Source organism: Microvirga sp. 2TAF3 (assembly GCF_052114965.1).
Classification (GTDB): domain Bacteria; phylum Pseudomonadota; class Alphaproteobacteria; order Rhizobiales; family Beijerinckiaceae; genus Microvirga.
Genome location: NZ_JBFRFT010000008.1, coordinates 134,717 through 148,028, shown reverse-complemented (window position 1 = coordinate 148,028; position 13,312 = coordinate 134,717). Strand labels below are relative to the sequence as shown.

At 61.8% G+C, this 13,312-nt stretch carries 13 protein-coding genes and 1 tRNA gene; 9 read left to right on the top strand and 5 right to left on the bottom strand.

The annotated features are described in order from the left end of the window. Both AB4Y97_RS10625 and AB4Y97_RS10620 read left to right on the top strand, forming a co-directional pair. The gene (locus tag AB4Y97_RS10625; protein ID WP_441999006.1) at positions 1 to 903 is read left to right on the top strand and encodes a PhzF family phenazine biosynthesis protein; all 903 of its coding nucleotides are present in this window, start codon (positions 1 to 3) and stop codon (positions 901 to 903) included. Beyond that, positions 900 to 1,607, top strand: a complete 708-nt coding sequence (locus AB4Y97_RS10620) for an NUDIX hydrolase (RefSeq protein WP_441999005.1) — start codon at positions 900 to 902, stop codon at positions 1,605 to 1,607. The genes AB4Y97_RS10625 and AB4Y97_RS10620 overlap by 4 nt, the downstream gene beginning before the upstream one ends. 76 nt (positions 1,608 to 1,683) lie before the next feature. On the opposite strand, the gene AB4Y97_RS10615 is transcribed toward AB4Y97_RS10620, so the two are convergent. Beyond that, positions 1,684 to 2,016: a hypothetical protein gene (locus tag AB4Y97_RS10615; RefSeq protein WP_441999004.1), complete on the bottom strand. Its 333-nt coding sequence runs from the start codon at positions 2,014 to 2,016 to the stop codon at positions 1,684 to 1,686. 449 nt (positions 2,017 to 2,465) lie between these two features. Between AB4Y97_RS10615 and AB4Y97_RS10610 the strand changes: the two genes are divergently transcribed. Continuing rightward, on the top strand, positions 2,466 to 4,028 hold the full coding sequence (locus AB4Y97_RS10610) for a 2-isopropylmalate synthase (protein ID WP_441999003.1): 1,563 nt from the start codon (positions 2,466 to 2,468) through the stop codon (positions 4,026 to 4,028). Positions 4,029 to 4,190: 162 nt separating this feature from the next. Here AB4Y97_RS10610 and AB4Y97_RS10605 read toward each other — a convergent pair whose 3' ends face one another. Next, positions 4,191 to 4,661: an Lrp/AsnC family transcriptional regulator gene (locus AB4Y97_RS10605; protein WP_441999002.1), complete on the bottom strand. Its 471-nt coding sequence runs from the start codon at positions 4,659 to 4,661 to the stop codon at positions 4,191 to 4,193. Between the two features lie 123 nt (positions 4,662 to 4,784). On the opposite strand from AB4Y97_RS10605, the gene phhA reads away from it, so the two are divergent. Both phhA and AB4Y97_RS10595 read left to right on the top strand, forming a co-directional pair. Continuing rightward, on the top strand, positions 4,785 to 5,642 hold the full coding sequence (phhA, locus tag AB4Y97_RS10600; RefSeq protein WP_441999001.1) for a phenylalanine 4-monooxygenase: 858 nt from the start codon (positions 4,785 to 4,787) through the stop codon (positions 5,640 to 5,642). Positions 5,643 to 5,741: 99 nt separating this feature from the next. Then, positions 5,742 to 5,817 (top strand) — tRNA-Lys (locus AB4Y97_RS10595). Between the two features lie 730 nt (positions 5,818 to 6,547). Here the strand turns inward: AB4Y97_RS10595 and AB4Y97_RS10590 are convergent. Continuing rightward, a complete protein-coding gene (locus AB4Y97_RS10590; RefSeq protein ID WP_441999000.1) occupies positions 6,548 to 7,231 on the bottom strand; it encodes a GntR family transcriptional regulator in 684 nt (227 codons plus the stop codon). A 468-nt stretch (positions 7,232 to 7,699) separates the two neighbouring features. On the opposite strand from AB4Y97_RS10590, the gene kduD reads away from it, so the two are divergent. Further along, positions 7,700 to 8,458 carry a 2-dehydro-3-deoxy-D-gluconate 5-dehydrogenase KduD gene (gene kduD / locus AB4Y97_RS10585; RefSeq protein ID WP_441998999.1) on the top strand — a complete coding sequence of 253 codons (759 nt, stop codon included), beginning with the start codon at positions 7,700 to 7,702 and terminating at the stop codon, positions 8,456 to 8,458. A 176-nt stretch (positions 8,459 to 8,634) separates the two neighbouring features. Here kduD and pepT read toward each other — a convergent pair whose 3' ends face one another. Next, the gene (pepT, locus tag AB4Y97_RS10580) at positions 8,635 to 9,870 is read right to left on the bottom strand and encodes a peptidase T (protein ID WP_441998998.1); all 1,236 of its coding nucleotides are present in this window, start codon (positions 9,868 to 9,870) and stop codon (positions 8,635 to 8,637) included. A gap of 341 nt (positions 9,871 to 10,211) precedes the next feature. On the opposite strand from pepT, the gene AB4Y97_RS10575 reads away from it, so the two are divergent. Next, positions 10,212 to 10,802 carry a YdeI/OmpD-associated family protein gene (locus tag AB4Y97_RS10575; protein ID WP_441999056.1) on the top strand — a complete coding sequence of 197 codons (591 nt, stop codon included), beginning with the start codon at positions 10,212 to 10,214 and terminating at the stop codon, positions 10,800 to 10,802. A 127-nt stretch (positions 10,803 to 10,929) separates the two neighbouring features. After that, positions 10,930 to 11,640, top strand: coding sequence for an HAD family hydrolase (locus AB4Y97_RS10570; protein WP_441998997.1), 711 nt, complete (start codon positions 10,930 to 10,932; stop codon positions 11,638 to 11,640). A gap of 149 nt (positions 11,641 to 11,789) precedes the next feature. On the opposite strand, the gene AB4Y97_RS10565 is transcribed toward AB4Y97_RS10570, so the two are convergent. Then, entirely contained in the window at positions 11,790 to 12,053 is a 264-nt protein-coding gene (locus tag AB4Y97_RS10565) for a hypothetical protein (RefSeq protein ID WP_441998996.1), read from the bottom strand. 154 nt (positions 12,054 to 12,207) lie between these two features. Here AB4Y97_RS10565 and AB4Y97_RS10560 point away from each other — a divergent pair, with 154 nt between their 5' ends. Then, positions 12,208 to 13,311 (top strand): efflux RND transporter periplasmic adaptor subunit, encoded by a 1,104-nt coding sequence (locus AB4Y97_RS10560; RefSeq protein ID WP_441998995.1) that lies wholly within the window; start codon positions 12,208 to 12,210, stop codon positions 13,309 to 13,311. Position 13,312: the final 1 nt, after the last annotated feature.

Sequence of the window (13,312 nt, the reverse complement as noted above, 5' to 3'; positions counted from 1 at the left end):
ATGCCCCGTCGCTTCGTTACGCTCGATGTCTTCACGAGCGAGCCCTTTACCGGCAATCCGCTCGCCGTGGTGCTCGATGCCCAGGGCCTGGAGACGGGCGGCATGCAGGCCATCGCGCGGGAGTTCAACCTCTCCGAGACCGTCTTCGTGTTTCCGCCCGAGGATTCGCGGCAACGCGCCGATATCCGCATCTTCACCCCAGCGCGGGAATTGCCGTTCGCGGGACACCCGACAGTCGGCACGGCGGTGCTTCTGGCGCTGCTCGATCGGGAGGGTCGACCCGGCGCCGTCGCGTTCGGGTTGAAGGAGAAGGTCGGCATCGTGCCCTGCGCCGTCGAGGTCCAGGACGAGACGAGGGGGCTGGCCCGCTTCAAGCTGCCCCGGATGCCTTTCGCATGGAGCGAGGGCAAGGAGTCGAGCGAATGCGCCTGGGCGCTCGGCCTCGATCCGACCGAGATCTGCTTCGAGCGCCATGTACCGAGCCGCCATTCGGCTGGCGTCGCTTACGATCTGGTTCCTGTCGCGTCTCTGGACGCTTTGGCCCGGTCGAAGCCGCAGGGCGAGTCCTTCGACAAAACCTTCAGCGACAGCGACCATCCCGCTGCCTATGTCTATACCCGCATGCCCGGTGAAGGCCTGCGTTTCCGCGCCCGCATGTTCGGTCCCGGCATGGGCGTGGCAGAAGATCCCGCAACGGGATCGGCGGCGGCGGCTTTCGCCGGAGCCCTGATGCAATGCGAGCCCCTCGGCGATGGCGAGCATGACATTGTCATCGAACAGGGTGTCGAGATGGGGCGCCCGAGCGTGATTTCCCTGCAGATGGTCATCAAGGGCGGCGCTCTCGTCTCCGCCGAGATCGGGGGCCATGCGGTCATGGTCAGCCGCGGCGAGATTCTGGCATGAACCGGGATGTCGTCATCACGCGGGTCGCGCATGTGGAGGCCGATTACAAGCCGCTCGAATGGCGCTGGGCCAACGACAATCGCGATGCCATCGAAGCCAATTGGCAGCGGCGCATCGCGGCAAAGCCCAAGATGTTCAACGGCCGCGTGCTCCTGCTCGGCAACATGTCGGTGACGCCGGATCTGTGCCGCAACACCTATTTCGAAACTGACTACGCCAATCTCGTCGCCTGGATCGACATGGGGCATCCCGACACGGCTATCGCCAACGGCTTCGCGATGGCGGCCCTGCGCGGTTCGGACGGCGCCTTCATCTGCGGCGTGATGAGCCACGATACGGTGAATGGCGGACGCGTCTATTTCCCGGCCGGCACTCCCGACCGATCCGACATGCGACCGGATGGCACCGTCGATCTGGCGACGAGCCTGACCCGCGAGCTGGAGGAGGAAACGGGGTTGTCGGAGAGCGACTACCATGTGTCCGACGAATGGATCGTCGTGCAACACTGGCCCTCCGTCGCTCTCATGCGCTTCGTCACCCTCCATGTCCCGGCGGAGGAGGGGGCAAGGAAGATCCGCGCCGCCATCGCCGCGCAGGACGAGCCGGAGCTCAGCGATGTGCGGATCGTTCGCGGGCCGGAGGATATCGACCCGAAAACGATGCCGCTCTTTCTGCAATCGTTCTTTCGTTGGGCTTTCGCCTAGCACACCGGACGATGCGCTGTGGTAGGGCGAGCATCGCATGATCCCAAAGGTGGAGGCCACTTTCGGGTCCGATGCTTTAGCGATAGCCGGAGCGGAGCTTTGTCGCGTTGACCATGCGCATGGCCTCCGTCTCGCGTCCGGCGGCGCAGGTGGCGGAGGCTCGGGTGATCTCCTTTTCCGCGCGGTCGTAGACCGATCGATGAACATGGCCCATGGCGAGATCGTTGCCCAGGATGGCCCGGTAGCGGTCGATCTCGCCCTTGCAGCCGGTCCCCTCGGGCATGCGGAAGCTGGAGGGTGTCACCATCGCATATGCGGTGGGTGGGATGATGGTCGCCGTCTGGTTGCAGGCGGTAAGCGGAAACGCCAAGAGGCTACCAAGGCACAAGGAACGGATCGTGGTCTTCATCGGAAGCACTCCCCTATTGTTGCCCTTCGGGCTTTGCTCCCAATTAGGAATCGAGGCGCGGCGACAATTCAAGTTAGACTGAATCGACAGTTTCCGGGCGAGCGGTAAGGCCAAGCTTGCGCCGCGTGACGGTTTCGTGCGCGAAGACCCGGTCCCGGCTTTTCATTTGTTTCATTCTCTTGCCATTGCCGGGAAGCGCCGTTACAAACAGGGCATTGATCGCGATGCAACCGCGATTTCAGGAGGAATGGGACGCGATGTTCATCGGCTCCCAAAGCGCTATGACGATCCGCCCCGCTTCCGCGGCTGATCGCGCGCGCCTCCTTGGCCTCCTTCTCCTTAGTCGCCCCTGAGGGTCGGCTGGGCGTTGTCGCCTGGGCTCTCAGGGGTTCGAGAAAAGGAACCAACCTTGAGCGCTAGGATCGCTCGCCCTGAGAAGGACTAGATTGATGACCGTTTCCCCCGCCGGCTCCTCCAAGGACCGCGTTCTGATCTTCGACACCACCCTGCGCGATGGCGAGCAGTGCCCCGGCGCGACCATGACGCTCGAAGAAAAGCTCGAGGTCGCCGAACTGCTCGACATCATGGGCGTCGATATCATCGAGGCGGGGTTCCCTATCGCCTCGAACGGTGACTTCGAGGCCGTCTCTCTCATCGCCAAGCAGGTGAAGAACGCGACCGTGGCCGGCCTCGCCCGCGCCATCGCCGCCGATATCGCTCGCGCCGGTGAGGCTGTCCGCCATGCGGTGCGGCCCCGGATCCATACTTTCGTCTCCACCTCGCCGATCCATCTGGCGCACCAGATGCGCAAGACCGAGGAAGAGGTGCTGGAGATCATCACGACCACGGTTGGTCAGGCCCGCAACCTCGTCGAGGATGTGGAATGGTCCGCCATGGACGCCACCCGGACCTCCATCGAGTATCTGTGCCGCTGCGTCGAAGTCGCGATCAGGGCCGGCGCCACCACCATCAACCTGCCCGACACGGTGGGCTATGCCACCCCGGACGAATATCGCGCCATGTTCCGCGCCGTCCGGGAGCGTGTGCCGAACGCCGACAAGGCGATTTTCTCCGCCCATTGCCATAACGATCTGGGCCTCGCCGTCGCGAACTCCCTGGCGGCTTTGGAGGGCGGCGTGCGGCAGGTGGAATGCACCCTCAACGGCATCGGCGAGCGGGCCGGCAATGCGGCTCTGGAAGAGATCGTGATGGCGATCCGCACCCGCGGCGACATCCTGCCTTACGAGACCGGCATCGATACGACCATGCTGACCCGCGCCTCTAAGCTGGCGTCGGCTGCCACCTCGTTCCCGGTGCAGTACAACAAGGCCATCGTGGGCCGGAACGCCTTCGCGCATGAAAGCGGCATCCACCAGGACGGCATGCTGAAGAATGCGCAGACCTACGAGATCATGACGCCGGAAAGCGTCGGCGTGTCCAAGACGAACCTCGTCATGGGCAAGCATTCGGGTCGCGCCGCCTTCCGCAACAAGCTGGACGAGCTGGGCTACAAGCTCTCGGACAACCAGTTCCAGGATGCCTTCGAGCGGTTCAAGGATTTGGCGGACCGCAAGAAGCACGTCTACGACGAGGATATCGAGGCGCTGGTCGATCAGAACATCGCCATGGCCCATGACCGCATCAAGCTGGTCTCCCTTTCCATCGTCGCCGGTACGCGCGGGCCCCAGCGCGCCACCATGAAGCTCCAGGTCGACGACAGGATCGTCACCGAAGAGCAGGAGGGCAACGGGCCGGTGGACGCCACCTTCAACGCCATCAAGGCGCTTGTGCCTCACGAGGCGGTGCTGGAGCTCTATCAGGTCCATGCGGTGACCGAGGGCACGGATGCCCAGGCCGAGGTCTCGGTCCGGCTTTCCGCCGACGATCGCAGCGTAACCTCCCGCGCTGCCGATCCGGACACGCTGGTGGCCTCGGCGCAGGCCTATCTCGGCGCGCTCAACAAGCTCATGAGCCGCGGCGCACGCCTCCACGCCCAGCACGCTGCGGAGTGAATTATCTCCCTGTCATTCCGGGGCCGCGTTAGCAGAGCCCGGAACCCATAACCGCAATCGCAATAGAAAAGGCGCTACGGTGATTGTAGCGCCTTTCTTGCTTTCGCCGTGTTCATGGGTTCCGGGCTCGCCTGCGGCGCCCCGGAATGACGGTGGAATAGTCTAATCCGGTACGGGGATCGGCCCGAGCGGCTTGATGCTCGACAGGACGAAGCTCGAGCGCACATCCGCCACGCCAGGCAGGGTGAGCAGCCGGTTCATGGTGAATTCCCCAAAACTCTCGATATCCCTGGCGACAGCATGGACGATCAGGTCCACCTCGCCGGCAAGGGCGTGGCAGGCGATCACCTCCTCGTAGCCTTTCAGTCGCTCCACAAGGCGAGTCCGCCAGCCGGGCTCGGATTGCTCGAGCTTGATGAACACGAAGGCCTCCACCTCGAAGCCGAGCGCCTTGCGGTTCACCATCGCCCGGTAGCCTTCGATCACTCCATCGTCTTCCAGTGCCTTGAGACGCCTGAGGCAGGGAGAAGCAGCGAGCCCCACCTTTTCGGCCAGGGCCGCATTGGTGATGCGGCCCTCGCTTTGCAGCACTCGTAGGATGCGGCGGTCGGACGGGGAGAGATGACGGGACATGATCGCCTCGCAAATGCCAGTTCAGGTCATTTTATGACCTTGATGGCGCAAAGCTAGGCCATGTTCGGCGAGTAATGACCATCATCGGGTGATATTCTTCCATAAGAGATGGAGGAGACGCCCATGAACAGCGCCATCGGAAGCGACGATCCTCGCGACTACCTCGTCGACCAGAATTTCGAGAATTATACCGGAACCGATCATGGCACTTGGCGCACGCTGGCAAGCCGCCAGCGGGAAATCCTGAAGGGCCGCATCGCCGACCAGTTCCTGGAAGGGCTCGACCGCCTGGGGATCGGAGAGGAGGGCATTCCCGATTTTCGCGTCATGAACCAGCGCCTCAAGGCGGCGACGGGCTGGGAGGTTGTGGCGGTGCCGGGCCTGATTCCGGACCTCGCCTTTTTCCGCCTTCTCGCAGACCGCAAATTCCCAGCAGGCTTCTGGATCCGCAAGCCGGAGCAGATCGATTACATCGAGGAGCCGGACATCTTCCACGACGTGTTCGGCCATGTGCCGCTGATCATGCAGCCGATTTATGCGGATTATCTCGAAGCCTACGGCAAGGCAGGGCTTGTCGCCGCCGAGCACGGGGCCTTGAAGCGCCTGGCGCGGCTTTACTGGTATACGGTGGAGTTCGGCCTCGCCCAGACTCCGCAGGGGCTTCGCATCGTTGGCGCCGGCATTGCCTCGTCCCCCTCGGAGACGATCTTTTCTCTGGAGAGTACGTCGCCCAACCGGATCGGTTTCGACCTCGGCCGCGTCATGCGCACCCTCTACCGGATCGACGACTTCCAGGAAACCTATTTCGTCCTCGACGGAATCGAATCCTGGCCTAGCCTCGACCTCGACCGCCTGATCCCGCTCTGGCGGGAACTGGAGGCGCAGGAGGACATCAAGCCCGGCGATCTGCAGCCCGAAGACCGCATCATTTCGCGCGGGGACGGCCTCTATCACAGCGGTAAATCAAAATCCGCCGCATGAGGGCGAAATCCTGGCCGAATGGGGTAGACAGGGGCCGTGCCGTTTGTTACACGCACGGCCTCTTCAGCGGATTGACGCCGCTGAATTCGCTTCGGCGACGGGTGTATAGCTCAGTTGGTAGAGCAGCTGACTCTTAATCAGCGGGTCCAAGGTTCGAATCCTTGTACACCCACCAATATCTTCAATACTTAGATAGTTTGAAGGCGCTGCCGGTGTCCTTTGCGTGGCTCAAGGTTACGCCTGAGGTAACACTTCTGCTTGTTATGGAATGATACGGATTGCTGGGTATCGCCCTGGCAAAACCGCAGCACGCATCTTTCTGTCCTGGCTTAACAGCTCTGCCGAACCTTTCCAGGTCCGTGTGCAGCGTGTTCGCACACCGCGCCAGTTGCACACGATTGAAGGTGGCTTTGCAGCAGCACGTCAGGGGGACATTGCGCTGCCTGTCGATCAGGACTCAGGACGCGCTCTTGCCGAGACGGACGCCGATCTGACGGCCATCGTCGATCTAGGCTCTACGTAAGAAGGGCTGGGCGCGCTCATCGAGCGCCACCCAACACCAACCTCATCGCTCCGAAGGCCATCGCGCCGCAATTGTTGGGCCAAATACCGGCAGGCGAAAGTCTGTTCGTCTGCGCCGTCATCGCACAAGGCAATCCGAAAACGGTGTGACATGTGCTCCAGAGCTTGCAGCCGAAGCCGAACGTAGTCGCGCTTGAGCGTCTGATCGCCAGGAGCGGTGTTCTCGTGACCGCTATGACCGGCGCCGCCGACCGCTGACACACCAATAGTCTGCTATTTCACACTTGTAGCGTATTGGTCGGCTCATGGGACTAGAAGCGGATGTTCAGACCAAGCTTCAAACGTCGAACTTCGACCCGTACCGGACAATCGCGGCGGAATGATCATGCGCTGAACAGCTCCGGATTTTCTGCTTCAACGCGGGGCAGAGCTCGCAGGATTTCCGTCAGGTGCCGGCGCATGGCGGCGTCGGCGGCGTCCTCATCGCCGGCATCGATCGCAGCCACGATAGCGCGGTGCTGGTCGATCAGGGGCAGCATCGCCTCAGCGGCGGGAAGGGTCAGCTGACAGACCCGGTCCATGTGAGCCTTGATGTCCTGGATTGCCTCCCAGGCGAGCGGGCAGCCGGCGCCTTCCGCCAGCGCGATGTGGAACAGTTCGTCGTAGCGCTGGAAGGCATCGTGGTCGCCTCTTCGCGCCGCGTGTTCCTGCATCTCAAGCAGGTCTTCGATCCTCTCGCGGCTCTGCCGGTCGAACGACGAGCAGGCCCGGCGCACGATCGCGGTCTCGATAGCCTCACGGACGAAGCGCGCCTCCATCATTTTCCTGATGGAGATTTTCACTACCACCGTTCCCCGCTGCGGCTGGACCTCCACAAGGCGTGTGCGGGCGAGGCCAATCAGGGCCTCCCGGACGGGCTGCCGCGAGACGCCGTACCGCTCGGCAAGCTCCTGCTCCGACAGGCGACTTCCCGGCGGTAGCTCCAGCGCGATGATCGACCGGCGCAACTCGCTCTCGATGCGCTGCGCTGCCGAGCCTTGGCTGACAGGAAAGGGGAAGGGGGCCACGGCGGTTCTCATTCTTTCGGCGGGTTGCGTCGCATACTAGACCATACTACCATACAAAGGTCGACGATAAGTTACAAGAAGTACACCTGTCACCGGTCGGGTCGCCGCAAGGGCCCGGCTAGCCCGCAGTGCGGCCTCCGAGTCAGAGCCGGCGACAACAAATATTCGAGGAAGCCTCAAGGAGGATACGATGTTTACGAGGCGATCCCTCACCGCGGCCACATTTGGGCTTTGCGCAGCCCTTACCGGCACTACCGCCGGTGCGCAGACCACGCTCCGCGCCTCGGACATCCACCCGGACGGCTCTTTGTCGTCACCAACGAGCAGGCAGTTTTATCTCCCGGGTGGTCGATCCATTCGGGCGTCGGGACCAGCAACTGCGCCTTCGTTTGGGCCATGGGGGGCGACAACCAGGACTTTACAGACATGGACATGGTGTCCATGGACGCTCTGCGGTGAGGCGAAGCCATGAAAAACCTCTTTGATCTGACAGGAAAGACCGCCATCGTGACCGGCGCCAATACGGGCCTCGGGCAGGCTATCGCCGTGGCGCTAGCGGGTGCGGGTGCGGGCATCGTGGCGGTCGGGCGTTCCGCCATGGACGAGACGGAGCGCCTGTGCCGAGACACGGGTGTCGCGTTCCGCGCCGTGCAGGCGGATCTGTCGAGTCTCGAACCGATTGACCGCATCGTGGCCGCGAGCGCCGAAGCCGGTAATCGCATCGACATCCTGGTCAACAATGCCGGCATCATCCGGCGCGCGGACGCAATCGACTTCACGGAAAAGGACTGGGATGACGTGATGAACGTCAACCTCAAGTCCACTTTCTTTCTGTCCCAGGCGGTAGCCCGGCGGATGCTTGTGGACGGGCATGGCGGCAAGATCATCAACATCGCCTCGCTCCTGTCCTTCCAGGGTGGCATCCGCATCCCGTCCTACACCGCGAGCAAGAGCGGGTTGGCGGGACTGACACGGCTTCTCGCCTGCGAATGGGCTGCCAAGGGCATCAATGTGAACGGCATCGCGCCGGGTTATTTCGTCACCAACAACACCGAGGCGCTGCGCAACGATCCCAAGCGGAGCAGTGAGATCCTAAGCCGGATCCCGGCCGGACGCTGGGGCGATCCGGGCGACCTTGGAGGCGCGGCCGTGTTTCTGGCCTCGTCAGCGGCGGACTACGTTCACGGCATCGTGCTGCCAGTGGATGGCGGCTGGCTCGCGCGCTAGCGCATCATGCGAAAAACCAGGTCTACTTTTCCGCACGATGCGCTGAAGGTCCGCTCGTCTAGCGAGAGCAGACCTTCTGAGACAGGGCTAAACTTCCGCATTGACCCGCTGCAGCCCCATGGTCGACCATCTTGGTGGTGCTGCGGGTCCCCGCCCTGTTCAAGGCGAGGAGGCGCTTACGCGCGCTCCTCCCAGAGCTTGGCGAGTTCGACGATGGTCTTCACCGCCTTTTCCATGTCCTGGCTGCTGACGAATTCGAGCGGGGAATGGAAGGCATGGCCGCCGGCGAAGATATTGGCGCAGGGCAGGCCCATGAAGGAGAGGCGTGAACCGTCCGTGCCGCCGCGAATGCTGCCGCGCACCGGCGCCATGCCAGCCCGGCGGATCGCTTCCACCGCGTAGTCGACGATCTCCGGATGCCGGTCGAGCACGATCTTCATGTTGCGGTACTGTTCCTTGACCGTGAAGGTGTAGCTGGAGCCCGGATAACCCTCCATCACCTCCTTTGTGATCTTTTGCAGCAGTGCCTCCTTGCTCTTGAGGCCATCCTCCGTGAAGTCGCGGATGATGAAGCTGATATTCGCTTTTTCCATCACTCCGGAAACCCCGGTCGGATGGATGAAACCGTGACGGCCCTTCGTCGTCTCGGGCGCCATGTCCTTGGGAAGACGCTCAATGATGGCACCGGCGATCCTGATGGCGTTTTCCATCTTGCCGTAGGCGAAGCCCGGATGGATCGCCACGCCCTTGATGACGATCTCCACCGCATCGGCGGAGAAGGTCTCGTCCTCGATCGTGCCGGCCGTTTCGCCGTCCATCGTGTAGCCGAAGTCGGCGCCAAGTTTTTTGAAGTCGACTCGGTCGACCCCGCGGCCGATCTCCTCGTCAGTGGTAAAGAGGATGCGGATCGTGCCATGCTTGATGTCCGGGTTCCTGATCAGGAACTCGGCCGCCGCCATGATTTCGGCGATTCCGGCCTTGTCATCGGCACCTAGGAGCGTCGTGCCGTCGGACGTGATGATGTCGTTGCCGATCTGGTCCTTTAGCACCGGATGGTCGGCAGCCCGGATGATTTCGCGAGGGTCGCCCGGGAGTTGGATGTCGCCGCCCTGATAGTTCCTGATGACCTGCGGCTTGACGTTGGTGCCACTGAAGTCCGGCGCCGTATCCATGTGGGCACAGAAACATATGACTGGAACGTTGTTCTTGTGGGTATTCGACGGAATGGTCGCATAGACATAGCCGTGCTCGTCGAGATGCGCATCGGAGACGCCAATCTCGAGGAGTTCCTCGACCAGCAGGCGGCCGAGGTTCTTCTGTTTCTCGGTCGAAGGCTGGGACGGGGATTGGGCGTCGGATTGGGTGTCAATGACGACGTAGCGGAGGAAACGATCAGTAACGCTGGCAGCCATGGGTCGCGATCCAATTGCGAAGGACAACAACGGACTTGTAACGGGGCAAAGCTGTCTCGTGAATAGGCTGCCGGAGATCCTTCTTTTCGACCGGCTTTGTCAGTCACGCGGTGCCTTCCAAAACTGTCCTGCCGCATGCTTGGGGCAGCGAGCCCAATCGACCGCCGCGGGGAACAGCGGGGGAGCCAAAGGTACCTAGTGGTCAAATTCTAACACTTGGTACCCGATCAATAAGGATGTTCATCGACCCTTAACGGGCATTCGGCTTACGCTCTCCAGTTCAAGCTGGGATGATTTTGCGCGTTTAGGCGACGTCCCCAGACGAAATTTGACGAGTGGACATGACTGAGCACAAGGGATTGCCTGTCCTCGCCTTTGCATCACGCGACATCTGGGAAAGCTGGCTGGCTGAACACGGGGCTGCCTCACGTGGCGTTTGGGTAAAGTTTGCCAAGAAATCGTCGGGCCTTGCCAGCGTCGACAAAGCTGAGGCAATTGAGGTGGCGCTCGCCTTCGGGTGGATCGACGGACAGCTTGATCGGTTCGATGACCAATTCTGGCTCGTCCGCTTCACCCCTCGTGGACCTAAGAGCAAATGGTCACAGAACAATGTGGACACGGCGACGAGGCTTTTGGCATCTGGACGGATGACTCCAGCGGGTCTTGCCGAGGTCGAGAAGGCGGAGGCCGATGGACGCTGGAACGCGGCCTATGCCTCGCAGAGCAAAGCCGAGGTCCCTGATGACCTGCAGGCCGCCCTCGATATGGAGCCAGCGGCGAAAGCGTTCTTTGCGACGCTGAAGGGCGCTAATCGATACGCTATCCTCTACCGGATTCATGACGCGAAGACGGAGAAGACCCGCGCAGCGCGAATTGGAAAATTCGTATCGATGTTGGCGCTTGGACAAACGATCTATCCAACGAAGCCCTAATGGCTCATGTCCGCTTAATGCTGAACGGCTGCCAATCGCCTTGAGCAGACCTATGGCTTGGGTACCAAGCGTCTGATTTTATCCACTAGTCGGCGCCGATCGGCGGCGTGACGTCATGGCGATGAGGATGCTAGAGTCCACGCATTCAGGAGCCGCCGCCATGCCCGCGCGCCAGACCTCGTTCCTGTTCGACCTTGATGGCACCCTCGTCGACAGTGTCTACCAGCATGTGCTGGCTTGGCACGAAGCTCTGGAGGCGGAGGGGATCGAGCTCTCGGTCTGGCGCATACACCGCAAGATCGGCATGTCGGGCGGCCTGTTCACCAACATGCTCTTGCGCGAGACCGGCCTCGCGATCGAGCCGCAGCGGATCGAGCGGCTGCGCCGGCTCCATGCCGAGGCCTACAACAAGCGCGCCAGCCGGATCCGTCCACTGCCGGGTGCCCGCGCTCTTCTCGCCTACCTCACGGAAGTCGGTCTGCCATGGGCGATTGCGACCAGCGGGCGCATGGAAACCGCGGGGCCCGTGCTGCGGAACCTTGGCGTTGATCCTGAGACGGTGCCGGTCATTACCCGCGATAAGGTCAAATACGCCAAGCCCGACCCGGACCTTTTCCTCGCGGCGGCCGATGCTCTAGGCCATCCCATCGAAAGCGCCTGCGTGGTGGGTGACAGCATCTGGGACATGCTGGCTGCGCGTCGCGCCGGGGCGCTCGGTGTCGGCCTGCTCTCGGGAGGGTACGGCGAGGATGAACTCGTTCGTGCGAGCGCCTACCGGGTGTATCAAGACCCCGCCGACTTGCTGGAGCACATTGATGAGGTGGGCGGGAGACGATGATAAGCATTGCCGACAAGATAGTGGTGAGGAGCGAGGCCGGTACCGTCACATCAATGGGTCCACCTGCTGCATCCCACTTATAGACGCGAGGCGCAGGCTCCACATTTTCGTGCCGAGGCCTGTCAGACGGTAACCTTGAACCGCCTCGCTTACTCAGTGTCACGATGCCCTTGATGCTTCCACGACAACATGAACAGCTCCATCCCAGAATGACATCGCAGGAGCCTGACCTTCCTTAGCGTGCTGCCATCAAGAATAAAAATCGCATATGGGAAATGAATGTTTGGCGCAAAATCGCTGTCGATCACATTGACCAAACGCAATTTGCCGATGGGCATTTCTTGCCATTTTGAAATTCCGATGCAGTTGCCATTGGTCGTTTCGAGGCTGGCAGGTTCGCTCGCGTCTTCCACTCGGGACGGTGCTGGCGTCACATAATGTCAAGGGATTGTCCCCGTTGATCAAGCAGGATGTCTGGCGCCCTGTAGACTGAAACGTTGACGACTTCTGCCAGCCAAGGCCGGTCGCCTGATTCCATGCCTGACGCTCCGGACAATGGAGGCTCTCATGCATACTGCCATCTGGGCGTTGGTATGGTTCGGGCTCGTCTTTCCCGCCTTTGCACAAGAGGGGGCTCCCTCTGCCGTTCCTGTCGGCACGGTCAATGCCGAACGGAAGCCTGTCTCAAGAAACATGGAGTTCGTTGGCCGCATCGAGGCGCCTGACCGCGTTGAAATCAGGGCACGTGTCAAAGGCTATCTTGAGGACGTCCTCTTCAAGGAAGGCGACGTTGTCAAGGAAGGCGCTCCGCTTTATCGGATCGAACAGGGGCTTTTCGAGGCCGATGTCCAGCAGGCGCAGGGCGCGCTCGAACGCAGCAAGGCGGCCTATACCCTCGCTGTCATACAGTTGCAGCGGGCCGAGGACCTGTTGTCAAAGAACGCCGGCACGGCTGTGGCCCGCGACCAGGCACGGGCCATGGAACAGCAGGCCAAGGGGGCAGTTCTCGCCGACGAGGCCAATCTGCGGACCGCCCAGATCAATCTCGGTTATACAAATATCGTGGCGCCGATCACCGGGCGGATCGGTCGTTCCAGTGTGACGAAGGGCAATGTCGTCGGACCTGACAGCGGCGTGTTGGCCACGATCGTCAGCCAGGATCCGATGTATGTCACCTTCCCTGTGAGCCAGCGCGAATTTTTGAGGCAGGCGGAAACCGGAAGCCGGACCGACCCGAAGAGCATCAACGTTCAGATACGTTTCTCCGACGGAGCGACATATGATCAGGTGGGACGCATCAACTTCCTTGATGTGACGGTCGATCGCACAACCGACACAGTAATGGCTCGCGCCACCATGCCAAACCCGAGAAGTGCTCTTATCGACGGCCAGCTCGTGCGTGTTATTTTGGAAGCCGGCACTCCGCAAGAGAAGATCGTGATCCCGCAAGCGGCGTTGATCGCCGATCAGGCGGGCGTCTACGTCTTCGTCGTCGAGGACGGCAAGGCCGCGATCCGGCGCGTCAAGCTCGGCGGCGAGATCGGCCCCGGGGCGATCATCGAGGAGGGCTTGTCGGCAGGTGATCAGGTCATCGTCGACGGCCTTCAGAGTGTGCGCTCCGGGATACCCGTGCGGGCAAATCCGGTGTCCCGGACCCTGAACGGAATGTAAG